Raw genomic sequence first — 26,484 nt, 5'->3', positions numbered from 1 at the left:
TGGAATCTGCTCAATGGCCCTCGAATTCACCCTGAACCACCTCGCTCCGGCTGCCGCCACCGTTGACTGCCTGGTGGTCGGCGCCTATGCCGACCACAGCCTGACCCCGGCCGCGCAGGCGCTGGACGCCGCCAGTGGCGGCCGCCTGGCCGCCCTGGCCCAGCGCGGCGACCTGTCCGGCAAGACCGGCGCCACCACCCTGCTGCACGACCTGCCGGGCGTGACCGCCCCGCGCGTACTGGTGGTCGGCCTGGGCGATGCCGCCCGTTTCGGCGTGCCGCAGTACCTGAAGGCCGTTGGCGACGCCGTGCGCGCGCTGAAGGCCGGCGCCGCCCGCAGCGCGCTGTTCACCCTGTCCGAAGTGGCCATCAAGGACCGCGACGCGGCCTGGGCGATCCGCCAGGCGGTCATTGCCGCCGACCACGCCGCCTACCGCTACACCGCCACCCTGGGCAAGAAGAAGGCCGATGACGCCGGTCTGGCCCAGCTGGCCATCGCCGGTGATGACGCCCAGGCCCTGGCCCAGGGCCAGGCCATCGCCGCCGGCGTGGAGTTCGCCCGCGAACTGGGCAACCTGCCGCCGAACTACTGCACCCCGGCCTACCTGGCTGAAGTGGGCGTGAAGTTCGCCGGTGAGCACGAGGGTGCCGAAGCCGACATCCTCGACGAGACCCAGATGGAAGCGCTGGGCATGGGCTCGCTGCTGGCCGTGGCCCGTGGCTCGGCCAACCGCCCGCGCCTGGTGGTGCTGAAGTGGTCCGGCGGCGGTGACGCCAAGCCGTACGTGCTGGTCGGCAAGGGCATCACCTTCGATACCGGTGGCGTGAACCTGAAGACCCAGGGCGGCATCGAGGAAATGAAGTACGACATGTGCGGTGGCGCCAACGTCATCGGCACCTTCGTCGCGGCCGTGAAGGCCAAGCTGCCGCTGAACCTGGTGGTGGTGGTGCCGGCCGTGGAAAACGCCATTGACGGCAATGCCTACCGCCCGTCCGACGTGATCACCTCGATGTCGGGCAAGACCATCGAAGTCGGTAACACCGACGCCGAAGGCCGCCTGATCCTGTGCGACGCGCTGACCTACGCACAGCGCTTCGAACCGCAGGCCCTGGTGGACGTGGCCACCCTGACCGGCGCCTGCCTGGTCGCCCTGGGCCACCAGACCGCCGGCCTGATGAGCAAGCACGACGACCTGGCCAACGAACTGCTGGCCGCTGGCGAGCACGTGTTCGACCGCGCCTGGCGCCTGCCGCTGTGGGACGAGTACCAGCCGATGCTGGATTCGACCTTCGCCGACGTCTACAACATCGGCGGCCGCTGGGCCGGCGCCATCACCGCCGGCTGCTTCCTGTCGCGCTTTGCCGAAGGCCAGCGCTGGGCGCATCTGGACATCGCCGGCGTGGCCAGCGATGAAGGCAAGCGTGGCATGGCCACCGGCCGCCCGGTGGGCCTGCTCAGCCAGTGGCTGCTGGACCAGGTCGCCCGCGCCTGATGCCGTACCTGCCCCTGGCCGGCGCCCGCCGGCCGGGGCATCCTCCGGCCTGCCCCCGCCCGGCACGCCGGGCCCCTGCCCGACCCGGACCCTGCCATGCCCCGCGCTGATTTCTACCTGATCGCCAAGCCCCGTTTCCTGACCGAGCCGCTGCGCCTGGTCTGCGAACTGGCGCGCAAGGCCAACGACGCCGGGCTGCCCGCCCTGGTGCTGGCCCGCGACCAGGCCCAGGCCGAAGAACTGGACGAACTGCTCTGGTCCTTCGACGAGGACGCCTACATCCCGCACCAGATCGTGGGCGAGGACGTGGACGAGGAAGAGGCCGTGGTGCTCATTTCCATCCCCGGCGACGAAGCGCCGATGCGCCCGCTGGTGATAAACCTGCGCGACGAACCCTGGCTGGGCCAGTGCGAGCGCGTGCTGGAAGTGGTGCCGGCCGACCCGGAAGCGCGCGAACCGCTGCGCGAGCGCTGGCGCCAGTACAAGACCGCCGGCTACGACCTGAACAAACACGACATGTAAGGCCGCGCCGGCCCCCTTGATGGGCCGCTGCCGCGCCCTGATCCTTCAACGATTACCTCCTGGTTCCCCCGCATGACCCAACTCGCCTCCAGCTACGACCCGACGTCCTTCGAGACCGACCTCTACGAGGCCTGGGAGAAGGCCGGCCACTTCAAGCCGTCCGGCAAGGGCGAGCCCTACACCATCCTGCTGCCGCCGCCGAACGTGACCGGCACCCTGCACATGGGCCATGCCTTCCAGCAGACCCTGATGGATGCGCTGGTGCGCTACCACCGCATGCGTGGCTACGACACGCTGTGGCAGGTCGGCACCGACCATGCCGGCATCGCCACCGAAATGGTGGTCAGCCGCAACCTGGCGCTGGAAGGCAAGGGCGAGACCCGCGATTCGCTGGGCCGCGAAGGCTTCATCGGCAAGGTGTGGGAGTGGAAGCAGCGGTCCGGTGACACCATCGAGCGGCAGATGCGCCGCCTGGGCACCTCGGCCGACTGGTCGCGCAGCACCTTCACCATGGACCCGCAGCCGTCTGAGGCGGTGGTCGAGGCCTTCGTGCGCTGGCACGAACAGGGCCTGATCTACCGCGGCCAGCGTCTGGTGAACTGGGACCCGGTGCTGAAGACCGCCATTTCCGACCTGGAAGTGGAGAGCGCCGAGGAAGACGGCTTCCTGTGGTCGATCGCCTACACGCTGGACGAAGGCCTGAGCTACGAGCACGTCGAGCGCGATGCCGACGGCGTGGAAACCCTGCGCGAAACCCGCGATTACCTGGTCGTGGCCACCACCCGCCCGGAAACCCTGCTGGGCGATACCGCGGTGATGGTGCACCCGGAAGACGAGCGCTATGCGCACCTGATTGGCAAGCAGGTGGTGCTGCCGCTGACCGGCCGCCGCGTGCCGGTGATCGCCGATGACTACGTGGACCGCGCGTTCGGTACCGGCGTGGTCAAGGTCACCCCGGCGCACGATTTCAACGATTACCAGGTGGGCGTGCGCCACAGCCTGCCGATGATCAACCTGTTCACCCCGGTGGCGGCGCTGAATGAAAACGCGCCCGAACGCTTCCAGGGCCTGGACCGCTACGAAGCGCGCAAGGCCGTGCTGGCCGAACTGGAAGACCTGGGCGTCCTGGTGGAAACCAAGGCGCACAAGCTGCAGGTGCCGCGCGGCGACCGCACCGGCCAGGTGATCGAGCCCTACCTGACCGACCAGTGGTTCGTGAAGATGGACGAACTGGCGCGTCGTGGCCTGGAACTGGTGGAAGGTACCGATGGAAAGCCGGGCAGCATCGCGTTCGTGCCGCCGAACTGGATCAACACCTACCGCCACTGGATGACCAACATCCAGGATTGGTGCATCAGCCGCCAGCTGTGGTGGGGCCACCGCATTCCGGCCTGGTTCGATGCCGCCACCGGCAACTGCTACGTGGGCCGAAGCGAAGACGAAGTGCGCGCCAAGCACAACCTGGGCAGCGACGTGCTGTTGACCCAGGAAAGCGACGTGCTGGAAACCTGGTTCTCCTCGCAGATCTGGCCGTTCTCGACCCTGGGCTGGCCGAACGAGCAGGCCATGGCCGAGCGTGGCTTCGACCGCTACCTGCCCTCGTCGGTGCTGGTCACCGGCTTCGACATCATCTTCTTCTGGGTGGCGCGCATGATCATGGCCACCGACAACCTGACCGGGAAGATCCCGTTCAAGGACGTCTACTTCACCGGCCTGATCCGCGACGGCCAGGGCCAGAAGATGTCCAAGAGCAAGGGCAACGTGCTCGACCCGCTGGACATCATCGACGGCATCAGCATCGACGACCTGGTGGCCAAGCGCACCGGCGGCCTGATGCAGCCGAAGATGGTGGAGAAGATCGAGAAGGCCACCCGCAAGGAGTTCCCGGACGGCATTGCCGCCCACGGTGCCGACGCGCTGCGCTTCACCATCGCCGCGCTGGCCACCCACGGCCGCGACATCAAGTTCGACATGAACCGCGCCGAGGGCTACAAGAACTTCTGCAACAAGCTGTGGAACGCCAGCCGCTTCACCCTGATGAACACCGAGGGCGCTGCGTTCAACGGCGTGCCGACCCCGCGCACCGATGCCGAGCGCTGGATCCTGGCGCGCCTGGCCGCAGTGTCCGCCGAGGCACAGGGCCATTACGCCAACTACCGCTTCGACCTGCTGGCGCAGTGCCTGTATGAGTTCGCCTGGAACGAGTTCTGCGACTGGTTCCTGGAACTGAGCAAGCCGGCGCTGAACGGTGCCGACGCCGCCGACGCCGACAGCACCCGCCACACCCTGCTGTACGTGCTGGAAGCGCTGCTGCGCCTGCTGCACCCGCTTACCCCGTTCATCACCGAACAGCTGTGGCAGCAGCTGGCCCCGCGCCTGGGCCTGGCCGAAACCACGCTGTCGCTGCGCCCGTACCCGACCGCCGACGAATTCGCCGGTGATTTCGCCCAGGCCGAGGCCGACGTGGAATGGCTGAAGGCGGTGATCAGCGCGGTGCGCCGCGTGCGCAGCGAACTGAACGTGGCCCCGTCCAAGCTGGTGCCGCTGCGCCTGCAGGCCGGCCTCGAACAGGATCGCGTGCGCATCGAACGCTTCAGCGCCTCGCTGTCGTTCCTGCTGAAGCTGGACAGCATCCAGTGGCTGGCCGAAGGCGAAAGCGCACCGCCGGCCGCCGCCGCGATCGTGGGCGAGCTGAAGCTGCTGGTGCCGCTGGAAGGCCTGGTCGACCTGGATGCCGAGCGCGCGCGCCTGGACAAGGAGATCAAGCGCGTGGAAGGCGAGAAGGAAAAGAGCGAAACCAAGCTGGCCAAGTTCACCGACAAGGTGCCGCCGGCCGTGGTCGAGCAGGAGCGCGTGCGCCTGGTTGACTGGAACACCCAGTTGGCGGGCCTGCAGGAACAGCGCGCGAAGCTGTAACACTGCACGGGTGGGATGTGCTTTGGTAGGTGCGGACCTTGGTCCGCACTGCCTTCGCTCTGGTAGGTGCGGACCTTGGTCCGCACTGAGCGACGTGCCAACCAAGGTTGGCACCTACCTCACCGGGCTCTGGTAGGTGCGGACCTTGGACCGCACTGAGCGACGTGCCAACCAAGGTTGGCACCTACCTCACCGGGCTCTGGTAGGTGCGGACCTTGGTCCGCACTGAGCGATGTGCCAACCAAGGTTGGCACCTACCTCACCGGGCTCTGGTAGGTGCGGACCTTGGTCCGCACTGAGCAGTGTGCCAACCAAGGTTGGCACCTACCCTCCTCTGCTGAGGTTGGCACCCACCACCACATGGCATCATCGGGCGATGCCATTTTCCATCTTCCTGCTGGTGCTGGCCGCTGCTGCGCTGCATGCCAGCTGGAACGCGATCGTCAAACGCGGGCCGGACAAATTCCTCGGCACGGTGCTGGTGACCGGCAGCGCCGCGTTGCTGTCGGCGGCCGCCCTGCCCTTGCTGCCGTTTCCCGCAGCCGGCAGCTGGCCCTGGCTGGCGGCCTCGGTGGTATTGCAGGTGATCTACTACGGGCTGGTGGCGCGCTGCTACCAGCAGGTGGACATGAGCCTGGCCTACCCGCTGATGCGCGGTTGCGCGCCGATCCTGGTCGCACTGGCCGGCAGTCTGCTCGGCCAGTCGCTGCCGCCTGCCGCCTGGCTGGGCGTGGTGCTGGTCAGCACCGGCATCCTGTGCATGGCACTGGGCGCGCGCGGCGGCCAGCTCGGCCTGCCCCTGCTGACCGCGCTGATGATCGCCACCTATACGCTGGTCGATGCACATGGCGCGCGGCAGTCAGGCAATGCGTTGGCCTACACACTGTGGCTGTTCCTGCTGTCGGGCATCCCGCTGCCGGCGTGGGCGCTGTACACCCGCCGCCGCGCCGTGCTGGCCTACGCGCGCCAGCATTGGCCGCTGGGTCTGGCCGGTGGCACCGGCACCACCGCTTCTTACGCGATGGCGCTGTGGGCGATGACCCAGGTACCGGTAGCGATGGTGTCCGCGCTGCGCGAATCGTCCATCGTCTTCGCGCTGCTGATCTCCGTGTTCCTGCTGCGCGAACGCGTGCCGCGCGCACGCTGGCTGGCGGCCGGGTTGATCGTGGGCGGGGTGCTGGCACTGCGGTTGGCACCCGGGTAGCGCCGGGCCATGCCCGGCGAGCGCAGCGGCTACTACAGCGGCGGCATGACCTGCACGTCGTCAGCCACCAGCTCGATGGCCATCACCAGCGCATCTTCGCGGCCCTGCGCCGCCGGGTAGTAACGCGGGCGCCGGCCAATCTCGTTGAAGCCTTCGCTGTGGTAAAGGCGCAGCGCCGGCGTGTTCGACGGCCGCACTTCCAGGAACACGCGCTGCGCGCCACGGTTGCGCGCCATCTCGACCAGCGCACGCAGCAACTGCCGGCCCAGGCCGCGCGACTGCACCAGCGGATCGATGCAGATGTTGAGCACGTGCGCCTCGTCAGCAGCCAGGCTCAACACGCCATAGCCGATCAGCAGGCCGTCCTGTTCCATCGCCAGCCCGGGGTAACCCGCGCGCAGGCAGTCCAGGAAAATGCCACGGGTCCAGGGGTAAGGGTAGCCGCGCACCTCGATGGCCATGACCGCGTTGAGGTCATTCTCGCGCAGCGCGCGCAGGCTGACCGGCCCCGGCTGGGCGACCGCACTCATGGCGTGCCCCGCTTGCGCAGCGCACGCAGCTGCGGCCACAGCGCGCGCTTGGCGGCCGGGTCACGGCGCAACGTTTCCAGCGGCCAGCTGTCCATCAATGCCTGCGTGGCAGGGTCATTCGGATTGCAGCCCGACGCACGCAGCAGGGCGATCTGCAGGCGGTCGGGCAGCCGTACTGCCGGTTGCCGCGCGTTGCCCGAGGGAAGCGGCCGCGTGACCGCCGGCGCGGTATCCGGGGCGGCCACCGGTGGCGGCCGCCGCGGCGCAGCGGCGCGCTCGGCACGCGGTTCGAACGGAACATCGGCGCTGTCGGCAGGCGCCATGCGCGGTGCGGATCGCGCCGGTTCCGGGGCAGGCGTCGACGCCGCCTCGGCTTCGGCCACGCTCAACTGCAGCGCCGCGTCCAGCTCGGCGGCCAGCTGGCCGTCGTGGAACACGGTGTAGCCCATGGCCTGCAGCCAGGCCTGCTGGGCCGGTGACCACAACACGGGCAGGTCCTGGCTCACGCGGCCTCGGGCTTCTTGCGCAGGCGTTGCAGCGCCCACATCACCGGGCCAGACAACGCGTACAACACGCCGACGGCCAGCAGCACGCGCGGCAGATCAATGACCGCAATGGCGATGGCGATCGGGACCAGGGCCAGCACCAGGAACGGCACGCGATCAGAACGGGTGCCTTTGGCAGCACCGCCCTTGAAGCTCCAGAAGCGCACCCGGCTGACCATCAACAGGGCCGCCACCACGGTAACCGCCAGCGCCACGTAGCGCAGCTGGTCACCGCTCCAGCCCAGGGTGCCATCGGCGAAGGCCCAGACGAAGGACATCATCAAGCCGGCCGCGGCCGGGCTGGCCAGGCCGACAAACCAGCGCTTGTCGACCACCGCCACCTGGGTGTTGAAGCGGGCAAGGCGCAGCGCCGCGCAGGCGGCGTACAGGAAGGCGACGGCCCAGCCGAGGCGGCCGGCCAGTTCACCGTCCAGCTTCAGTTCGGACAGCGACCAGTGGTACATCACCAGCGCCGGTGCCATGCCGAAGCTGACCAGGTCGGCCAGCGAGTCGTACTGCACGCCGAATTCGCTGCTGGTACCGGTCAGGCGCGCCACGCGCCCGTCCAGGCCATCCATCACCGCCGCCACGAACACGGCGATGGCCGCATTGACGAACTGGTCGTTGGCCGCGGCGATGATCGCGTAGAAGCCGGAGAACAGACCGGCCGTGGTGAACAGGTTGGGCAGCAGGTAAATCGTGCGCGAACGCGGCGGCGGTGTGATCGGGTCCATGGAATCCAGTTTAATCGACTTGCCAGCGGTCGGCGGCAATGCTGCAATCGGCGTTCTACGCCCATTCTGTGGAGTTTGCCATGCGTGCCCTGCCCTGCCTTGGTTTCCTGCTGCTGTTGGCCACGGCCACGGCGCAGGCCGGCCCGGTCTACAAGTGGAAGGACGCCAAGGGCGTGACCCAGTACTCGGAGACGCCGCCGGCCGGTGCGAAATACGAAACCCGCGAGCAGGCACGCAGCCCGCAGACCCCGGCGGCGCCCGCTGCGGAAGCGGCCCCGGTGCCGGAGCAGTGCAGCACCGCGCGTGCCAACGTGACCCTGCTGGAGGGCAGCGGCCCGGTGATGCAGGACACCGATGGCGATGGCAAGGCCGACACGGCCCTGACCCCGGAACAGCGCACCGCGCAGAAGGGCCTGGCCGAAGCCGCCATCAAAGCCTACTGCCCCCCGGCCGGCTGAGGGGGTTCGGCAGGGCTTGCAGCCCTGCACCTGCTGTAGAGTCGAGCCATGCTCGACTGAAGCAACAGCAACAGCGCGCTTTCCGTGGATGGCGGGGCGGTGTCGGACTGCGGGGACGCCGCAAGTACGTCCCTGTAGGCTTGGCAGCCGCATCCATGCGGCTGACACCCCGCAGTCCGACACCGCCCCGCCTCTGACAGTTGGCCGGCGTCTGTTGGTAGGTGTCGACCTTGGTCGACACATCTGTCAGAAATCGAATGAATTCATCTGTGTCGACCAAGGTCGACACCTACCAGAGCGGGATGCCGTTCTGGCCGATCGCGGAAGTCTGTCGAAGGCGGGGTGGGTCCGGTTGCGGGGGCGTGAGCGCCATGGATGGCGCGACCGAGGCTACAGGGACGTACTTGCGCCGTCCCCCGCAACCGGACCCACCCCGCCAACCCACGGATAGCCCGCTTTTGACGTTGCCGTTGCCGTTGCCCCAAGCGGGTGCAGGGCTGCAAGCCCTGCCAGTACCCCACCCCCCGGCCGGGCTGGCAGAATAGGCGTCTCTGCCGTTATCCCGAAGCCGACGATGCGCCTCTCCCAGTTCCACCTGCACACCACCAAGGAAACCCCCAGCGACGCCGAGCTGACCAGCCACCGGCTGATGCTGCGCGCCGGCATGATCCGCAAGCTCGCCTCGGGCCTGTACACCTGGTCGCCGCTGGGCCTGCGCGTACTGCGCAAGGTGGAACGCATCGTGCGTGAGGAAATGGACCGCGCCGGCGCCGTGGAATTCCAGATTCCCACCATCCAGCCCAAGGAACTGTGGGAACAGACCGGGCGCTGGGAAAAGTTCGGCCCGCAGCTGCTGAAGATCAAGGACCGCAAGGAACAGACCTTCTGCTACAGCCCCACCGCCGAAGAAGCGGCGTGCGATTTCGCCCGCAGCGAGCTGTCCAGCTACAAGCAGCTGCCGGTGAATTTCTACCAGATCCAGACCAAGTTCCGCGACGAGATCCGCCCGCGTTTCGGCGTGATGCGTGCGCGCGAATTCCTGATGAAGGATGCGTATTCGTTCCACCTGCACGATGAAGATCTGGTGCGCGAATACGAAAACATGAAGACGGCCTACAGCCGCATCTTCACCCGCCTGGGCCTGGATTTCCGCATGGTGCAGGCCGATTCCGGCGCCATCGGTGGCGACGCATCGCAGGAATTCCATGTGATCGCCGATTCCGGTGAAGACGCGCTGGTGTTTTCCACCGGCTCGGATTATGCCGCCAACATGGAAGCGGCCGTGGCCGCCGATCCGGCGCCGCGCGCGGCCGCCGCTGAAACCCTGCGCAAGGTGGACACGCCCACCCAGAAGACCTGCGAAGACGTGGCCGCCCTGCTCGGTATCGACCTGCAGCGCACGGTGAAGTCGGTGGCGCTGATGACCGAGGCCGGCTTCGTGCTGGCCCTGGTGCGCGGCGACCACGAAGTAAATGAGATCAAGCTGGCCAAGGTGGCGGGCCTGGAAGACCAGCGTTTTGCCAGCGAAGCGGAAATCGCCGAACACCTGGGCAGCGTACCCGGCTTCCTGGGCCCGGTCGGCCCGGCAAAGGCGATCCGCGTGCTGGCCGACCGCGAAGTGGCCGCCATGGCCGACTTCGTGGTCGGTGCCAACGAAGCCGGTTTCCACCTGGCCGGGGTGAACTGGGGCCGCGACCTGCCGGAACCGGAAGTGGTGGATATCCGCAACGTGCGTGCCGGTGACCGCGCCCGCGACGGCGGCGAACTGAAGATCGCCCGCGGCATCGAGGTCGGCCACGTGTTCCAGCTCGGCCGCAAGTACGCCGAAGCGCTGCAGGCCACCGTGCTGGACGAGAACGGCAAGGCCGCGGTGATGACCATGGGCTGCTACGGCATCGGTATTTCGCGCGTGGTGGCCGCCGCCATCGAACAGAACCACGACGACGCCGGCATCATCTGGCCCGAGGCGATGGCGCCCTGGCAGGTGGTGGTCTGCGTGATCAACCCGAAGGGCGATGCGGGCGTGGCCGAGGCCGCCGCTGCACTGCTGCAGGAACTGCGCGACGCCGGCCTGGATGCGGCGCTGGACGACCGCGGCCTGCGCCCGGGCGCCATGTTTGCCGACATGGAGCTGATCGGTGTGCCGCACCGCGTGGTGGTGAGCGAGCGCGGCCTGGCCGCCGGTACGTATGAATACCGCTCGCGCAAGGCCAGCGAGGCCGAGAGCCTGGACAAGGCCACCCTGCTGCAGCGACTGCAGGGCTGATGGAAAGACCGGGGTCCGCCCCGGTCTTTTTTTTTGCGTCCACCGGTGGCATCAGCGTCTGAATATGTCGGCAGTCGCAATTCGTAATATCAGTAACCAATAAATGTTTGTGCTGGCAGTAAATCGACATTACCCTGTCCAGCGACCGCCATGGACCGGCTCGTCCCTGTCCATCACCGTATTTCCCGGAGTATTTGCATGAGCATCGACCTGAGCGGCCTGTCGGCACGTGAGTTGGGCGCCCTGATCCGTACCGCCAAGAAGCAGCAGACCATCGTCGCCAAGCGCCGCCCGATCACCAAGGTGCGCGCCCAGCTGACCAAGCTGGCCAAGACCGAGGGTTACACCATCGACGAACTGTTCGGTGGCGCCGCTGCCCCGGCACCGCGTGCACGCAAGGCTGCCAAGGCTCCGGCCAAGACCGCCGGCCGCAAGCTGGGCAAGGTGGCACCGAAGTACCGCAACCCGGCCAACCCGAAGGAAACCTGGACCGGCCGCGGCAAGCAGCCGCGCTGGATGGCCGAGCTGACCGCCAAGGGCAACAAGAAGCCGGAAGATTTCCTGATCAAGAAGGCCTGAGTCCTGCACGGGTTTGAATGAGAAAACGCCGGCGAAAGCCGGCGTTTTTTTTGGGGTAGCGCCGGGCCATGCCCGGCGAGCGCAGCGGTGGTGTTCCGATCCGCCGGGCACGGCCCGGCGCTACCGATCACAGGGTTTTGCGCGCCGGCATCAGCAGGTTGCCGAACAGCAGGCCGGCCACCAGCGCCATCACCACGTTCAGCACGGTCAGGAACACGCTCTGGCCGGCGCCCACGTCCTGCTGCTGCACCAGGGTCAGCACGCCGCGCAGGCTGGTGCTGCCGGGCACCATCATGATGATGCCCGGCAGGCGGATGATCGCGCCCGGGCGACCGACCAGTCGGCCAAACAGATTGCCGCCGGCGGTCAGCAGCATGGCTGACAGGAAAATGCCCGCCGGTGCGCCCCAGGCGTGGCCGCCGAATTTGGAAATGGCATAGCCGGCCACCGAGGCGGCAATCACCCATGGGTAATCGCGCCGGTTGGCCTTGAACAACATGGCGAATGCAAAGGCCGCGGTCAGCAGCGAGCCCCATTCCACCCACGGCCCCTGCGGGCGCGAGGCACGGATCACCGGGTCCAGGCCCAGCACATCGGCCAGGGTGACCGCGATCATCGCGCCCACGCTCAGTTTCATGATGGTGGTGAGCGCACCGGCAAAACGCGCCGTGCCCGAAACCCAGTGCTGGCTGGCCAGTTCGTTCACCGCATTGGTCAACGACATGCCCGGCAGCAGCACCACCAGCGAGGCGATGATGACAGTGTTGAGATTCAGCGCGCCGACGAACGCCGCCACCAGGGTGGCGACCATGCCGGCCAGCAGCGCGGCCAGCGCTTCGCCGGCTTCGCGGGTGGCCGGACGGCGATCGGTGAGCATGCCCAGCAGGCCGATCATCAGGCCGATTACGCCAGCCGTGGCGATATCCAGCCACGGCAGCTTCCACATGCCGGCCACGCCGGCCGCGCCCAGGCTGAAGGACAGGATGGTGCGCAGCTTGCCGCGGCGGCCCGGATCCTTGTCCAGCTGGCGCAGCGCGGTGTGGCCCTGGGCAAGGCTCATGCGGCCGTTGGCCACTTCTTCGGCAATGCGGTCGGCCACGCTCAGCTTGTGCAGGTCGTTCTCGCCAGGCGCCAGGCGGATCACCCGGGTAATGTCACTGGAACCGATGGCGCGCGCGGGATCGCTGAAGCTGAGGATGATGCCGGTGGGGTTCGACCACGGCTCACAATCCAGGTCCAGTTGCCGCGCCAGCGCCACCACGGCGGCCTCCAGGCGCTGGGCCGTGGTGCCATAGCTGTGCAGGCGACCGGCGATCTCGGAAACAAAGGCCACGCGCTGCGCATAGGTGGCCTGGGGCGTGGGGATGGCGTGAGCATCGGCGGACATGCGCCGTAGTATTACCTACAGCGGGCCCGGCAGGAGAAATTCATCCCGGTTCGACGCGACGTGCAATTCAGAACGGTTATGCTGCGACCCGAATGGCCCCCATGACCCCGAACCACAGCCCCCGGCTGGAACAGGATGCCCACGATCCCGGGCTGATCCATCTGTCCGGCCACTGGACCTTGAAGACCGCACTGGCGGCGGCCGAGGTGCTGCGCGACGTTCCCGAGAAACTGACCGGCATCGACGCCACCGCCATCGAACAGCTGGATTCGGCTGGCGTGCTGCAGGTGCTGCGGGTCGCCCATCGTGCCGACCTGGGCGAACAGGCCCTGCACTTCCGGCCCGACCACCAGGCACTGGTGTGCACCATCGAAGAAGTGGCCGACGACCGGCCCAAGCCCAAGCGCGACTTCGGTGTGCTGGCGGCGCTGGAGCGGTTGGGCGTCAGCGTCCACACCACCGGCCACAACATCAAGGCGCTGTGCAGTTTCCTGGGCGAGAACCTGGTCAAGGCCGCGCGCCTGTTCAAGGAACCGCGCCGCTTCCGCCTGACCGCCACCGTGCACCAGATGGAACAGGTGGGCCTGGACGCGGTACCGCTGGTGGCATTGCTGTCTTACCTGGTGGGCGCGGTGATCGCCTTCCTCGGCTCGACCATCCTGCGCGACTTCGGCGCGGAGATCTACGTGGTGGAACTGGTGAACATCGCCTTCCTGCGCGAATTCGCCGTGCTGCTGACCGCCATCGTGCTGGCCGGCCGCACCGCCAGCGCGTTCACCGCGCAGATCGGCGCGATGAAGGCGCGGGAAGAGATCGATGCGATGCGCACCCTGGGCCTGGACCCGATCGATCTGCTGGTGCTGCCACGCCTGCTGGCACTGCTGGTCACCCTGCCGCTGCTGACCTTCATTGCGATGGCAGCCGGTCTGGCCGGCGGCATCACCGTGGGCGCGTTCGATCTGGATATTCCGCCGCAGATGTACATCGCGCGCATGCACGAAACCATGGAAGTGCGGCACATGCTGGTGGGGCTGTCCAAGGCGCCGGTGTTCGCCCTGGTGATCGGCCTGATCGGCTGCCTGGAAGGGCTGAAGGTGGAAGGCACGGCGCAGTCGGTGGGCGAACGCACCACCTCCAGCGTGGTGCAGACCATCTCGCTGGTGATCATCATCGACGCCTTCGCGGCGTTGTGGTTCATGCATATGGACTGGTGAGATGAGCACACACCCACACCCCGATGACACCCCCATGCACGATGACCAGGGCCACGACCTGGCCATCCGCGTGCGTGGGCTGACCAACCGCTTCGGCAGCCAGACCGTGCACGAAGGGCTGGACCTGGACGTGCGCCGCGGCGAGATCCTGGGCGTGGTCGGCGGGTCGGGCACCGGCAAATCGGTGCTGATGCGGTCAATCCTTGGCCTGCGCGTGCCCGACGCCGGGCAGATTGAAGTGCTGGGCCGCGACGCACGCGCCGACGATGCGGAAAGCCGCCTGCACATCGAGCGCAACACCGGCGTGCTGTTCCAGGATGGCGCCCTGTTCTCCTCGCTCAGCGTGGGCGAGAACGTGCAGGTGCCGCTGAAGGAACACCACCGCGAACTGCCCGAACGCTGGCATTACGAACTGGCCCTGCTGAAGGTGAAGCTGGCCGGCCTGCCCGCCGATGCCATCAACAAACTGCCGTCGCAGTTGTCCGGCGGCATGCGCAAGCGCGCTGGCCTGGCCCGTGCGCTGGCGCTGGACCCGCCGCTGCTGTTCCTGGACGAACCCACCGCCGGCCTGGACCCGATCGGCGCGGCCGCGTTCGACCGCCTGATCAAGACCCTGCAGGAAGCGCTGGGTCTGACCGTGTTCCTGATCACCCACGACCTGGACACGCTGTACGCCATCTGCGACCGGGTGGCGGTGATCGCCGACCACAAGGTGGTGGCCAACGCGCCGCTGCCGGACATCGAGAAACTGGATCATCCGTGGATCCAGGAATACTTCCACGGACCCCGCGCGCGCGCCGCGCGTGGCGAACAGATCGAGAGTGCCTGAGCCATGGAAACCAAAGCCAACTACGTGCTGATCGGCGCGTTCACCCTGATCACCGGCCTGGCCCTGCTGGCCTTCGGCCTGTGGGCGGCCAAGTACTCCTCCGACCGCACCTGGCAGGAATACCGCGTGGTGTTCCGCGAAGCGGTCACCGGCCTGTCGGTGGGCAGCCCGGTGCAGTACAACGGCATCGCGGTGGGGTCGATCACCGAACTGAACCTGGTGCCCGACGACCCGCGCCAGGTGGTCGCGCGCATCCGCTTGAATTCCAACACGCCGGTCAAGACCGATACCCGCGCCAAGCTGGCCATCACCAGCCTGACCGGCCCGTCGATCATCCAGCTCAGTGGCGGCACGCCGCAGGCGCCCACCCTGACCACGGTGAACAAGGACCCGGCGCCGATCATTCCGACCACGCCGTCGGCGCTGCAGAACATCACCGACGTGGCCAACCGCATCGTCGAACGCATGGACCAGATCCTGAGCGACCGCAACGTCGCCTCGATCAACGCCACCCTGGCCAATCTGGAAACGATCAGCGGCGGCCTGGCCGACCGTGACCAGGGCACCCAGGCGCTGCTGTTGAGTGCGCGCGACGCGGCACGCAGCCTGGATACCACGCTGAAGACCACCAACGGCACCATCGAGCGCCTGGACAAGAACCTGGTGCAGCAGCTGCCGGGCATCATCGACAAGCTCGATGCCACCCTGGGCAAGCTGGATTCGGCCGCTGGCAATGCCGATTCGATCCTGGGCGAGAACCGCGCGGCCATCAACAGCTTCGCCAACGATGGCCTGGGCCAGCTGGGCCCGACCCTGACCGAACTGCGCGGCCTGATCCGCGACCTGCGCCGGGTCAGCGACCGCTTGGAAAACAACCCCGCGCGCTACCTGCTGGGCCGCGATGCACCGAAGGAGTTCGAACCCAAATGAGCCCGATGACCCTTCCGCGCCTGCTGCTGGCCGCCTCGGCCGTTGCCCTGCTGGGTGGCTGCTCGATCCTCGGCAGCGGCGACAAGAATCCGGTCACCCTGTATTCGCCTGCGGTGCAGGTGAAGGTGGACCCGGCCTGGCCGCAGGGTGACTGGCAGCTGGTGCTGGCCAAGCCCAGCGCCGCGCGCATGGTCGACAGCCCGCGCATCAACGTGCGGCCCACGCCGTCGGAACTGGAGATCTACCGCGGCGCCAGCTGGGCACAGCCGGCCACCGACATGATCGAAGACACCCTGCTGCGCGGCTTCGAAGATTCCGGCCGCCTGCCCGGCGTGGCCCGCGTGGCCGCCGGCATCCGCGCCGACTACAAATTGACCACCGACGTGCGCCGCTTCGAGTCGGACTACCAGGGCCAGGCCACGCCGACGGTGGTGATTGAACTGAACGCCAAGCTCATCCACGTGGCCGACCAGCGCGTGGTGGCCGACCACACCTTCCGCCAGCAGCAGCCCGTCGGCAGCACCGATGTGCCGGCCGTGGCCGCCGCGTTCGAGCGCGGCCTGCAGCAGCTGGCGCAGGACGTAGTGGGCTGGACGCTGGTGAGCGGACAGCGCGACCGCCAGGCACTGCCGCGCTGAGATTGCAGGGGTCAGAGCCCTTTCCCTGCGGGAAAGGGATCCGACCCCATCTGCATGCCCCGGGGTCGGATCCCTTCCCGCAAGGAAGGGCTCTGACCCCGCCCTCACCCGCGCGGGGTGATCCACCGGAACGTCAGGTTGATGCGCTCGTCCTGCACCCGCGCCATCTTCGGCAGCGCGTGCTGGTAGAAGCCCTGGGTGCTGCCGCCCATCAGCAACAGATCGCCATGGCCCAGCAGGAATTCGGCCTTGCGCGCCGGTTCATCGCGGCGGCGCAGCAGGAAGCGCCGTGCCGCGCCCAGGCTCAACGAGGCGATCAGCGGTTCCGCCCCCAGCTCTGGTTCGTCGTCGCTATGCCAGCCCATGTAATCCCCGCCGCTGCGGTAGCGGTTCACCAGCACGCTGTTGAAGCGGCCGATGCCTTCGGCCAGCAGCCGTTCCCGCAATGATTCCAGCACCGGCGTCCACGGCTGCGGTTCGAACAGTGCGCCGGAATAGCGATAGCGCGCCTGCGGATCGCCGATCCAGCAGCTCAACCGCGGCGAATCCACCCAGTTGCCGAACATGCGGATGCGGTGGACCTCCCACGGCAGTTGCGCCTTCAGGGCCGGCAGCAGGGCATCGGCCGCAGCGGGGGGCAGCCAACCCGGCAGGTGGCGCACATCCGCATCGGGCAGGTCATGGGGAAACAGCATCGCCACACGCTAGCACGACCGCGTTTGCCGTCGTGGCCGCCAGCACCGAAAATGGCGGCATGATCGTTGCCACGCTTCCGCCGCCTGCCATCCACGCCCACTACCGGGGCGCCCAGCCATGAGCGGCAGCCGCCTGCGCCAGGCCCTGTTCCCTCTGCTGCGCGCGGTGTTCCGTGCATTGCCGATGTCGCAGGCACAGCGCGACCGCCTGCGCACCCGCCTGCTGGCCCGACATGGCGACTGGGTGCCCCCGCCGCCGAAGGGGCAGCAGGACACCGGTGGCCCACGGGCCAGCGCGCAGCTGCGCTGGCGCGCCGACGAGCCCGCCATCGGTCACCGCCCGCGGCAGGCGGCCGCGCTGCCGGAGCCGATGCCCGCCACCCTGGTCGCGTTCTACCTGCCGCAGTTCCACACCTTTGCCGAGAACGACGCGTGGTGGGGCAAGGGCTTCACCGAATGGCGCAACGTGACCCGCGCCCTGCCGCAGTTCGAAGGTCACATCCAACCGCGACTGCCGGCCGATCTGGGGTTCTATGACCTGCGCAATCCGCAGGTGATGCGCGACCAGGCGCAGCTTGCCGCCGAGCACGGCATCGGCGCGTTCTGCTTCTATTACTACTGGTTCAGCGGCCGCACGCTGATGGAAGACCCGCTGCGGCAGTGGCTGGACGATGACAGCATCACGCTGCCGTTCTGCCTGTGCTGGGCCAATGAAAACTGGGCACGGCGCTGGGACGGCCGCGACGACGACATCCTGATCGGCCAGCAGCACAGCGCCGATGATGACCTGGCATTCATCGCCCACGTGGCGCCCTACCTGCGCGACCGCCGTGCATTGAAGGTCGATGGCCGGCCGATGCTGCTGGTCTATCGACCGAACCTGCTGCCCGATGCGCGCGCCACCGCCGAGCGCTGGCGCCGCTGGTGCCGCGACAACGACGTGGGCGAAATCCACCTTGCCTATGTGCAGGGCTTCGAGCGCCCGGACCCGCGCGAGATCGGCTTCGATGCGGCGGTCGAGTTCCCGCCCAACATGAGCAACCCGCGCTCGCTGTCGGCGCAGCAGTGGCTGCTCAATCCCGACTTCAATGGCGACGTGCGCGACTGGCGCGAGCTGGCCAGCGAGATCGCCGCCCGCCCCCTGCCCGATTACCCGCTCTATCCCGGGGTCAACCCAGGCTGGGACAACGAGGCCCGGCGTTCCGGGCGCGGGCGCGTGTACCTGCATGCGTCGCCGCGCGGCTACCGCGACTGGCTGCGCAGCACCGTGCATGAGCGCCTGGCGCAGGCCCCGCAGCACCAGCGCATGGTGTTCATCAATGCCTGGAACGAGTGGGCCGAGGGCGCCGTACTGGAACCGGACGCACGGCTGGGGCATGCGTGGCTGCAGGCCACTCGTGAGGCGTTGTCGCCGGCAGCACTCCGGCGGAGGACAACAAGACCGTGCGTGTTGATTCATGCCTGGTATCCGGACGTGTTCGCCGAACTGCTGGACAAGGTAAAGGCCACCGGCCTGCAGTGGCGCGTGGTGGTCACCACCACCCACGAGCGGCATGCGCAGATCAAGCAGGTACTGACCGCCAGTGGCATCGATGCTGAGATCCACGCATTTGCCAACCATGGCCGGGACATTCTTCCCTTCCTGCACATGGCTGATTCGCTGCTTGAACAGGGCGAGGACGTGGTCCTGAAGCTGCACACCAAGCGCTCCACGCACCGCAACGATGGCGACCGCTGGCGCAACGAGCTGATTGATCGTCTGATGGCGCCAGACCGGGCATCCCGCATCGTGGAGGCCTTTGCCAAGGACCCCGCGCTGGGCCTGGTGCCGCCGGAAGGGCACGTACAACGCCTGGATTACTTCTGGGGCGCGAACGAACGCAACGTGCAGGCATTGCTGAGCCGTTTCGGCGTGGCGCAGGGCGACATCAACGCCGACACCTTCATCGCGGGCAGCATGTTCTGGGTGCGGCTTGAAGGCCTGCGGCCCATGCTGGACACGCACCTGCAGCCTTCGCTGTTCGACACCGAGGCCGGGCAGGTGGACGGCACCCTCGCCCATGCCGTCGAGCGAACGTTCACGCTGGTCGCGCGCCATGCGGGCTACCACCAGCAGGATGCAGCCACGCTACTCGGGCTGCCGTCGCCCCAGGACACGACGTACGCCTACGCCCGCCGCAGTTGAGCAGCGGGGGCCATCGGCCCCCATGCTTTCAATCAGGCGCGTGCGAACGCGACGCCGGTCTTTTCCTTCAGTTCGTCATCGCCCACGCCGGGCGCGGCCTCCACCAGCAGCAGGCCGTTGTCGGTCACGTCGAACACGGCCAGGTCGGTGATGATGCGATCGACCACGCCCACGCCGGTCAGCGGCAGCGAGCATTCGGCCAGGATCTTGTGCTCACCGTTCTTGGCGGTGTGTTCCATCAGCACCACCACGCGCTGCACACCGGCCACCAGGTCCATCGCGCCGCCCATGCCCTTGACCATCTTGCCCGGCACCATCCAGTTGGCCAGGTCACCCTTGTCGGTTACCTGCATGGCGCCCAGGATGGCCAGGTTCACGTGGCCACCGCGGATCATCGCGAAGCTGTCGTGGCTGCCGAAGTAGCTGGCACCGGCGCGCGCGGTCACGGTCTGCTTGCCGGCATTGATCAGGTCGGCGTCCACTTCACTGTCGGTGGGGAACGGGCCGATGCCGAGCAGGCCGTTTTCCGACTGCAGCCACACGTCCACGCCTTCGGGAATATGGTTGGCCACCAGGGTCGGCAGGCCGATACCCAGGTTCACGTAGGCGCCATCGGTCAATTCACGGGCGGCGCGGGCCGCCATCTCGTCACGGGTCCACGCCATCTCAGTTGCCCTCCGCGCGGATCGTGCGCTGTTCAATGCGTTTTTCGGGATGCGGGTTGTGCACGATGCGGTGCACATAGATGCCCGGCAGGTGCACCTGGTCCGGATCGATCGCGCCCACCGGCATCACCTCCTCCACTTCCACGATGCACACCTTGCCGGCCATCGCGCAGGCCGGGTTGAAGTTGCGCGCGGTCTTGCGGAACACCAGGTTGCCGGCCTCGTCGGCCTTCCATGCCTTCACCAGGGCCACGTCGGCACGCAGCGCGGTTTCCATCACGTAGTGCTTGCCGTCGAATTCACGGGTTTCCTTGCCCTCGGCCACCACGGTGCCGTAACCGGTGGCGGTGAAGAACGCCGGGATGCCCGCACCGCCGGCGCGCAGGCGCTCGGCCAGGGTGCCCTGCGGATTGAATTCCAGTTCCAGCTCGCCGGCCAGGAACTGGCGTTCGAATTCCTTGTTCTCGCCCACGTAGGACGAGATCATCTTCTTGATCTGCCGCGTTTCCAGCAGCTGGCCCAGGCCGAAGCCGTCCACGCCCGCATTGTTGGAAATGACCGTCAGGCCCTTGGCGCCACTGTCGCGCAGCGCCGCGATCAGTGCTTCGGGAATGCCACACAGGCCGAAGCCGCCCACGGCCAGGATCTGGCCATCGGCGACCACGCCCTGCAGCGCCTGTGCCGCCGAGGCGAAGCGCTTGCTGCGCTTGCTGCTGGAAGTCGATTGCTGCATTGCTGTACTGCCCTGCACGGTAAGAATGAGGGCATTCTAGCCGCAGGCCCGCCCGGGCCCTGGATGCGCCGCAGCATTGTCGGGGCGTTGCAGGGGCTTTGGGTAGAATGCCGCACCCTCCACGCAGCGTGGTTCGCCCCACGCCGCCTCCCCCGCAGGTAGCGATGGCCCTGACCTACACCGACGAAGACCTTCTGCGCTGGATCGACGAACGCACGCTGCAGAAGACCGCGCACTACCTGTCCAGCGTGCGCGCCCTGCAGCTGCAGGGCGACACGCTGAGTGCAGACGTCCAGGGCAGCGCGCGCCAGCCCTACCACGTGGAAATCGACCTGGCCGCCAGCACGCGCACCGCGCGCAGCCGCCTGCACAGCCACTGCACCTGCCCGGTGGGGCAGAACTGCAAGCACGTGGCCACGGTGCTGGTCATCCAGCTGCTGGAACCCGAGCTGGCGCAGGACCCGGCCCCCCTGAGCGCGCAGGACCTGGCCATGCCGCCGCGTGCCGAACTGCTGGACGAACTGTCGCGCTGGCAGGCCGCGCGAAGCACGCCGGCGCGCGCGCACCCCCGTGGCATTGCCTTCGACGTGGGCACCTTCCAGAACCGGCCCGCGATCCTGCCGCGCCGCACCCACCAGCCCGCCGGCGGGCCACTCACCTTCGAAAAGCTGCTGGACATCACCCCTGAACTGCTGCTGGAGCCGCCCGGCTACCTCAGCCAGGACGACGTGGCCGTGCTGGCGCAGCTATGGGCGCTGCGCCAGGGCCGCATGAAGGGTCGTCAGTTCGATATCAATGCGACCCTGCAGCTGATCGTGGCCAGCGGCCATGGCTGGATCCATGGCGACGGCCCGGGCCAGCGCGTGCCCGCCCGCAGCGGTGCACCGCGCCGTGGCACCCTGGGCTGGCGCGCCCTGCCGCAGCAGGGCACGACCCTGCCCACCCCCTGGCTGGAGGTGGAAGGCGGTGCGCAGGGCATGGTGCTGGGCCAGTCGGCCTGCTACCTGGACCCGGCCACCGGCGAGGTCGGGCCGCTGCTGCTGGACGTGGCCGTGGCCGACGCCGATGAGTTCCTGGAGCTGCCACCGCTGCTGCCCAACGAAGAACCCATCGTGGCCCAGCTGCTGATGCAGATCGACCCGGCCCTGCCGCGCCCCGGCGGCGACGCCGCGCTGGCCACGCTGCAGGTGCAGGCCATGACCCCGGTGCTGCGCCTGCATACGGTGGAATTCCGGCCCGCTTGGCTGGGCTACCGCGCGCCGTCGCAGTGGGCCGACGTGGCCACCGTGGCGTTCGAGTACGACGAACACGTGCGCTTCCTGGATGACCCCACCCTGTTCGCGCACGATGCCGAGGGCCGCCTGGCCCTGCTGCCGCGCGACCTGGCCGAAGAAGCCCGGCGCGAAAAAGAACTGCGCAGTGCGCAGTTGTACCGCGACCAGAACCCGCGCGCGGTGCTGGACGGCGCCGGACCGCAGTTCGACCTGCGCACCCACGACTGGACCCATTTCCTGCTGGACGAAGTGCCGCGGTTGGAAGCACTGGGCTGGAAGATCGAGCCGGCCGACGATTTCCGCCACCGCATCACCCGGGTGGACGATATCCAGCTGGACATCCAGACCGACCCGAAGGACGAAGGCTGGTTCACGCTGGCGCTGGACATCCAGGTCGACGACCGCAGCGTGGCCCTGGCGCCGCTGCTGCAGCAGGTGCTGCAGACCGATCCGCGCTGGCTGCGCGGGCAGATCGACAGCATTGGCGATGATGAGAACATCCTGCTGTCGGCCGGCGACAACACGCGCATCGCGCTGCGCGCCGGCCGGCTGAAGCCGGTCATCGCCCTGCTGGCCGACCTGTTCACCCAGCGCGGCGGCGCCCTGCGCCTGTCCGCGCGCGACCGTGGCCGCCTGCGTGCATTGCAGGACGATGCCCGCCTGCAGTTCAAGAGCCGCAAGGACACCCGGGCGCTGGTGCAGCGGCTGATGCAGGCGCCCGCGCTGGGCGAGGTGGAACCGCCCGCCGGCCTGGCCGCCACCCTGCGCCCGTACCAGCGCGAGGGCCTGGCCTGGCTGCAGTACCTGCGCCAGCAGGACCTGAGCGGCGTGCTGGCCGACGACATGGGCCTGGGCAAGACCCTGCAGACGCTGGCGCACATCCTGCTGGAAAAAGAGGCCGGGCGGCTGCAGCAACCGGCCCTGGTGGTGGTGCCCACCTCGCTGCTGCACAACTGGCAGAGCGAAGCCGCGCGCTTCACCCCCGACCTGCGCGTGCTGGTCCTGCACGGCAATGACCGCACCGATGACTTCGCCCGCATCGGCGAACACGACCTGGTGCTGACCACCTACCCGCTGCTGTGGCGCGATGAAGCCGCGCTGCAGGCCCACGATTACCACCTGCTGATCCTGGACGAGGCGCAGCAGGTGAAGAACCCGAAGTCGCGCGCCGCGGTCACCCTGCGCACGCTGCATGCACGGCACCGGCTGTGCCTGACCGGCACGCCGCTGGAAAACCATCTGGGCGAACTCTGGACCCAGTTCGATTTCCTGCTGCCCGGCCTGCTGGGCAGCGAAAAGCTGTTCAACCAGCATTGGCGGCACCCGATCGAGCGCGGCAGTGATCCGCAGCGCGCGCACCTGCTGGCGCAGCGCCTGCGCCCGTTCATGCTGCGCCGGCGCAAAGACCAGGTGGCCACCGAACTGCCGGCCAAGACGCTGATCACCCGCAGCGTGGCGCTGGAAGGTGCACAGCGCGATCTGTACGAAACCGTGCGCGCGTCGATGGAAGCCAAGGTGCGCGAAGCGGTGGCCAGCCAGGGGATGGGCCGCAGCCACATCGTGGTGCTCGATGCGCTGCTGAAGCTACGCCAGGTCTGCTGCGACCCGCGCCTGCTGCCCGGTGAAGCGCCGGCCCGGCAGGCGCCGTCGGCGAAACTGGAGCTGCTGCGCGACATGCTGCCGGAGATGGTGGAAGAAGGCCGCCGCATCCTGCTGTTCTCGCAGTTCACCAGCATGCTGGCGCTGATCGGCCAGGCCCTGGACGAGCTGGGCCTGGGCTATGTGCAGCTGACCGGCGACACCCAGGACCGGGCCACCCCGGTGCAGCGTTTCATGCAGGGCGAGGTGCCGATCTTCCTGATCAGCCTGAAGGCCGGCGGCGTCGGCCTGAACCTGACCGCGGCCGACACGGTCATCCATTTCGACCCCTGGTGGAACCCCGCAGCGGAAAACCAGGCCACCGACCGTGCGCACCGCATCGGCCAGCAGCAACCGGTGTTCGTGTACCGGCTGATTGCCGCTGGCAGCATCGAAGAACGCATTGCCGAGCTGCAGCAGCGCAAGGCCGCGCTGGCCGACACCCTGCTGGAAGGCGCCGATTCGGCCGCACCGCGCTTCAACGACGAGGATCTGGAGGCGCTGCTGGCCCCGCTGCCAGGGGTGACACCGAAGGCGCGGCGGCGGCGGAAGGCCTCCTGAAGCGGTGACCGCAGCGGGCGCCGCCGTGGCTGCAATCAGGCTGGATTCGACACGGCCTGTTTCCTCATGCGGCCCCGGGCAGGTTCCATGCCCCTGCAACAACGCCCATCCGGGTAGAGGCCGCGACGTCCTGATCGCAGCTCAAGCTTCGTCGCGTGCCGCCAGCTGCGCCATCACGCGACGGAGCCCGTCCTCCCAACGTGGCAGTTCAACGCCGAATGCACGCTGGATCGCATGATTGTCCAGCACCGACCAAGCCGGGCGACGAGCCGGCGTCGGATAATCTGCGCTGCTGATCGCCTCGACCTCAGGACGCTGCGTGAGCAGCCCCATCGCCACCGCTTCGTCGAAGATCGCTTCCGCGAATCCATGCCAGCTGGTCTGGCCGCTGGCCGTCAGATGCCAAGTGCCGGACAGTTGATCGGGATGCTGCAGCGCGCGCGCCGTGAATTCGGCAATCAGGATGGCGGGCGTGGGCGTGCCGATCTGATCGGCCACCACCCGCAAGCGCGGACGCTCGGCACCGAGACGCAGCATGGTGCGCAGGAAATTGGCACCGTGCGAGGCATATACCCAGGACGTGCGGAAAATCAAATGGCGACCGCCGGCAGCGCGGACGGCATCCTCCCCATCACGCTTGCTGGTGCCATAGACACCCAAAGGCGCAGTCAAATCGTCTTCGTGGTACGGCCTGTGCCCCTGCCCATCGAAAACATAATCGGTGGAGTAATGCACCAGCGGCACGCCGCGCGTGGCACACCAACGCGCGATCACGCCTGGAGCGATAGCGTTGGCCGTGAATGCTGCTTCCACGTCCTGCTCGGCACGATCAACCGCCGTATACGCAGCGGCGTTGACGACGACCGAAGGCTGCACGCTGTCCAGCAGGGCTGGCAGAAGCTCGGGGCGATTGAAATCTGCGATCTCACAGGCGCTGCCATCGGGCAACCTGCCGGTCCGGGTTGTCGCGACCACCGGTCCCGATGGCGCCAATGCCCGCAGCAGCTCCTGGCCAAGCTGGCCATTGCCGCCAAGAACCAACGTGGTCATGCAGCAAACACCGGCAGACGCTCGTCTGCAATATCAACCAGGAAAGGCGCACGCTCGTCCTTGGGCGACAGCGTCGGCGAGCCCAACGGCCAATCCACGGCAATCGCGCCATCATTCCAGCGAATGCCAGCATCGGCCTCGGGCACGTAGACATCAGTGCACAGGTAGTGGAAAAGTGCGGAGTCGGACAGCACGGCAAAACCATGCGCGAAGCCCTCTGGAATCCAGAACTGACGCTTGTTCTGCGCACTCAGCACAACCGCCTCCCACTGACCAAAGGTCGGCGAGCCGCGACGGATGTCCACGGCAACATCATAAACTTCGCCTTCCAGAACGCTCACCAGCTTGCCCTGCGGGCGCGGCCACTGATAGTGCAGGCCGCGTAGAACCCCCTTGCTGGAGGATGACACATTGCTCTGCACGAACTGCGTGGGCAACCCGAGCTCACCGAAACGCGCAGCGTTCCAGCCTTCGAAGAAAAATCCACGCTCGTCGCCGAACACTTTCGGTTCAATCACAACACAGCCCGGCAAGCGGGTTTCAATCACTTTCACGGAACCACTCCACGCAGTGCCAGCTTCTGCAGATATTGGCCGTAGCCATTCTTGATCAGCGGTGCAGCCAGTGCTTCCAGCTGCCCGGCGCTGATCCAGCCCTTGCCGAAGGCGATTTCCTCGGGGCAGCAGACCTGCAAGCCCTGGCGGGTCTGGATGGTTTCGATGAAGTTGGACGCTTCCAGCAGCGACTGGTGGGTACCAGTATCGAGCCAGGCATACCCGCGGCCCAGCGCTTCCAGATGCAGGTGACCCTCCGCCAGATAGCGCTTGTTGAGATCGGTGATTTCCAGCTCGCCACGCGCCGACGGCTTCAGTTCCGCAGCATAGTCACTGGCGCGGCCGTCGTAGAAGTACAGACCGGTCACCGCATAGTTGGAACGCGGGTGCTCCGGCTTCTCAACAAGATCGACCACCCTGCCGCTCTTGTCGAACTCGGCCACGCCGTAGCGCTCCGGGTCGTTCACCCAGTAGCCGAACACGGTAGCACCGTCCACGCGCTCGTCAGCGCGCGCAAGTACTTCGCGCAGGCCGTGACCGTGGAAGATGTTGTCGCCCAGAACCAGGCAGCTCGGCTGTCCGTCCAGAAACTCCCGGCCGATCAGGTAGGCTTGGGCCAAGCCATCGGGGCTGGGCTGCACGGCGTACTGGATATCCATGCCCCACTGCGAACCATCGCCCAGCAGCTGCTGGAACAGGGCCTGTTCGTGCGGGGTGTTGATGATCAGCACTTCACGGATGCCCGCCAGCATCAGCACGCTCAGCGGGTAGTAGATCATCGGCTTGTCGTACACCGGCAGCAGCTGCTTGCTGACGCCCTTGGTGATCGGATACAGCCGCGTGCCGGAACCTCCGGCCAGGATGATGCCTTTGCGTTGGGTCATG

Annotated in this window: 23 protein-coding genes; 13 read left to right on the top strand and 10 right to left on the bottom strand. The window is 67.6% G+C overall.

The window, feature by feature from the left end; all coding sequences use genetic code 11:
• Positions 1-13: 13 nt before the first annotated feature.
• The 4 genes from G4G00_RS00985 to G4G00_RS00970 all read left to right on the top strand — a co-directional run bounded on the left by G4G00_RS00985 (position 14) and on the right by G4G00_RS00970 (position 6,134).
• Positions 14-1,492: a leucyl aminopeptidase gene (locus tag G4G00_RS00985; protein ID WP_164270782.1), complete on the top strand. Its 1,479-nt coding sequence runs from the start codon at positions 14-16 to the stop codon at positions 1,490-1,492.
• Positions 1,493-1,588: 96 nt separating this feature from the next.
• Entirely contained in the window at positions 1,589-2,014 is a 426-nt protein-coding gene (locus G4G00_RS00980; protein WP_108745936.1) for a DNA polymerase III subunit chi, read from the top strand.
• Between the two features lie 72 nt (positions 2,015-2,086).
• Positions 2,087-4,930 carry a valine--tRNA ligase gene (locus tag G4G00_RS00975; protein ID WP_164270779.1) on the top strand — a complete coding sequence of 948 codons (2,844 nt, stop codon included), beginning with the start codon at positions 2,087-2,089 and terminating at the stop codon, positions 4,928-4,930.
• Positions 4,931-5,306: 376 nt separating this feature from the next.
• On the top strand, positions 5,307-6,134 hold the full coding sequence (locus G4G00_RS00970) for an EamA family transporter (protein WP_164270777.1): 828 nt from the start codon (positions 5,307-5,309) through the stop codon (positions 6,132-6,134).
• Positions 6,135-6,166: 32 nt separating this feature from the next.
• On the opposite strand, the gene rimI is transcribed toward G4G00_RS00970, so the two are convergent.
• Genes rimI through pssA form a run of 3 tightly spaced genes read right to left on the bottom strand, consistent with a single transcriptional unit; the run spans position 6,167 to position 7,943 of the window.
• Positions 6,167-6,664, bottom strand: coding sequence for a ribosomal protein S18-alanine N-acetyltransferase (rimI, locus tag G4G00_RS00965; RefSeq protein WP_108752121.1), 498 nt, complete (start codon positions 6,662-6,664; stop codon positions 6,167-6,169).
• Positions 6,661-7,170, bottom strand: a complete 510-nt coding sequence (locus G4G00_RS00960; protein ID WP_164270775.1) for a hypothetical protein — start codon at positions 7,168-7,170, stop codon at positions 6,661-6,663. The genes rimI and G4G00_RS00960 overlap by 4 nt, the downstream gene beginning before the upstream one ends.
• Entirely contained in the window at positions 7,167-7,943 is a 777-nt protein-coding gene (gene pssA, locus G4G00_RS00955; protein ID WP_108752119.1) for a CDP-diacylglycerol--serine O-phosphatidyltransferase, read from the bottom strand. Before pssA ends, G4G00_RS00960 begins: the two co-directional genes overlap by 4 nt.
• A gap of 80 nt (positions 7,944-8,023) precedes the next feature.
• Here pssA and G4G00_RS00950 point away from each other — a divergent pair, with 80 nt between their 5' ends.
• The 3 genes from G4G00_RS00950 to G4G00_RS00940 all read left to right on the top strand — a co-directional run bounded on the left by G4G00_RS00950 (position 8,024) and on the right by G4G00_RS00940 (position 11,246).
• The gene (locus G4G00_RS00950) at positions 8,024-8,401 is read left to right on the top strand and encodes a DUF4124 domain-containing protein (protein ID WP_164270773.1); all 378 of its coding nucleotides are present in this window, start codon (positions 8,024-8,026) and stop codon (positions 8,399-8,401) included.
• Between the two features lie 574 nt (positions 8,402-8,975).
• Entirely contained in the window at positions 8,976-10,667 is a 1,692-nt protein-coding gene (locus G4G00_RS00945) for a proline--tRNA ligase (protein ID WP_164270771.1), read from the top strand.
• Between the two features lie 198 nt (positions 10,668-10,865).
• On the top strand, positions 10,866-11,246 hold the full coding sequence (locus G4G00_RS00940; protein WP_108748452.1) for an H-NS histone family protein: 381 nt from the start codon (positions 10,866-10,868) through the stop codon (positions 11,244-11,246).
• A gap of 127 nt (positions 11,247-11,373) precedes the next feature.
• On the opposite strand, the gene G4G00_RS00935 is transcribed toward G4G00_RS00940, so the two are convergent.
• Positions 11,374-12,633: a threonine/serine exporter family protein gene (locus G4G00_RS00935; RefSeq protein WP_108748451.1), complete on the bottom strand. Its 1,260-nt coding sequence runs from the start codon at positions 12,631-12,633 to the stop codon at positions 11,374-11,376.
• Between the two features lie 92 nt (positions 12,634-12,725).
• Here G4G00_RS00935 and G4G00_RS00930 point away from each other — a divergent pair, with 92 nt between their 5' ends.
• Genes G4G00_RS00930 through G4G00_RS00915 form a run of 4 tightly spaced genes read left to right on the top strand, consistent with a single transcriptional unit; the run spans position 12,726 to position 16,244 of the window.
• Entirely contained in the window at positions 12,726-13,847 is a 1,122-nt protein-coding gene (locus G4G00_RS00930; RefSeq protein WP_199912003.1) for an ABC transporter permease, read from the top strand.
• A 1-nt stretch (position 13,848) separates the two neighbouring features.
• Positions 13,849-14,676 carry an ABC transporter ATP-binding protein gene (locus G4G00_RS00925; RefSeq protein WP_164270769.1) on the top strand — a complete coding sequence of 276 codons (828 nt, stop codon included), beginning with the start codon at positions 13,849-13,851 and terminating at the stop codon, positions 14,674-14,676.
• A gap of 3 nt (positions 14,677-14,679) precedes the next feature.
• A complete protein-coding gene (locus tag G4G00_RS00920; protein WP_108752114.1) occupies positions 14,680-15,606 on the top strand; it encodes an MlaD family protein in 927 nt (308 codons plus the stop codon).
• Entirely contained in the window at positions 15,603-16,244 is a 642-nt protein-coding gene (locus G4G00_RS00915; protein WP_108752113.1) for an ABC-type transport auxiliary lipoprotein family protein, read from the top strand. The genes G4G00_RS00920 and G4G00_RS00915 overlap by 4 nt, the downstream gene beginning before the upstream one ends.
• A gap of 104 nt (positions 16,245-16,348) precedes the next feature.
• Here G4G00_RS00915 and G4G00_RS00910 read toward each other — a convergent pair whose 3' ends face one another.
• Positions 16,349-16,939: an alpha-ketoglutarate-dependent dioxygenase AlkB gene (locus tag G4G00_RS00910; RefSeq protein WP_164270767.1), complete on the bottom strand. Its 591-nt coding sequence runs from the start codon at positions 16,937-16,939 to the stop codon at positions 16,349-16,351.
• Between the two features lie 118 nt (positions 16,940-17,057).
• Here G4G00_RS00910 and G4G00_RS00905 point away from each other — a divergent pair, with 118 nt between their 5' ends.
• Positions 17,058-19,124 carry a glycoside hydrolase family 99-like domain-containing protein gene (locus G4G00_RS00905; RefSeq protein WP_164270765.1) on the top strand — a complete coding sequence of 689 codons (2,067 nt, stop codon included), beginning with the start codon at positions 17,058-17,060 and terminating at the stop codon, positions 19,122-19,124.
• A 32-nt stretch (positions 19,125-19,156) separates the two neighbouring features.
• On the opposite strand, the gene G4G00_RS00900 is transcribed toward G4G00_RS00905, so the two are convergent.
• Positions 19,157-19,789, bottom strand: coding sequence for a CoA transferase subunit B (locus G4G00_RS00900; protein WP_108748444.1), 633 nt, complete (start codon positions 19,787-19,789; stop codon positions 19,157-19,159).
• A 1-nt stretch (position 19,790) separates the two neighbouring features.
• Complete coding sequence (locus tag G4G00_RS00895) at positions 19,791-20,522, bottom strand: CoA transferase subunit A (protein ID WP_164270763.1); 732 nt, start codon at positions 20,520-20,522, stop codon at positions 19,791-19,793.
• A 164-nt stretch (positions 20,523-20,686) separates the two neighbouring features.
• Between G4G00_RS00895 and G4G00_RS00890 the strand changes: the two genes are divergently transcribed.
• A complete protein-coding gene (locus G4G00_RS00890) occupies positions 20,687-23,995 on the top strand; it encodes a DEAD/DEAH box helicase (protein WP_164270761.1) in 3,309 nt (1,102 codons plus the stop codon).
• 141 nt (positions 23,996-24,136) lie between these two features.
• Here G4G00_RS00890 and rfbD read toward each other — a convergent pair whose 3' ends face one another.
• Genes rfbD through rfbA form a run of 3 tightly spaced genes read right to left on the bottom strand, consistent with a single transcriptional unit; the run spans position 24,137 to position 26,483 of the window.
• Positions 24,137-25,045 (bottom strand): dTDP-4-dehydrorhamnose reductase, encoded by a 909-nt coding sequence (gene rfbD, locus G4G00_RS00885; protein ID WP_164270759.1) that lies wholly within the window; start codon positions 25,043-25,045, stop codon positions 24,137-24,139.
• Positions 25,042-25,599, bottom strand: coding sequence for a dTDP-4-dehydrorhamnose 3,5-epimerase (gene rfbC / locus G4G00_RS00880; RefSeq protein WP_164270757.1), 558 nt, complete (start codon positions 25,597-25,599; stop codon positions 25,042-25,044). The genes rfbD and rfbC overlap by 4 nt, the downstream gene beginning before the upstream one ends.
• A complete protein-coding gene (rfbA, locus tag G4G00_RS00875) occupies positions 25,596-26,483 on the bottom strand; it encodes a glucose-1-phosphate thymidylyltransferase RfbA (RefSeq protein ID WP_164270755.1) in 888 nt (295 codons plus the stop codon). The genes rfbC and rfbA overlap by 4 nt, the downstream gene beginning before the upstream one ends.
• Position 26,484: the final 1 nt, after the last annotated feature.

The organism is Stenotrophomonas sp. B1-1, assembly GCF_010894375.1.
Taxonomy (GTDB): Bacteria; Pseudomonadota; Gammaproteobacteria; order Xanthomonadales; family Xanthomonadaceae; genus Stenotrophomonas.
The sequence above is the reverse complement of the archived record's forward strand: the minus strand, read 5'-3'. Positions and strand labels throughout refer to the sequence as shown.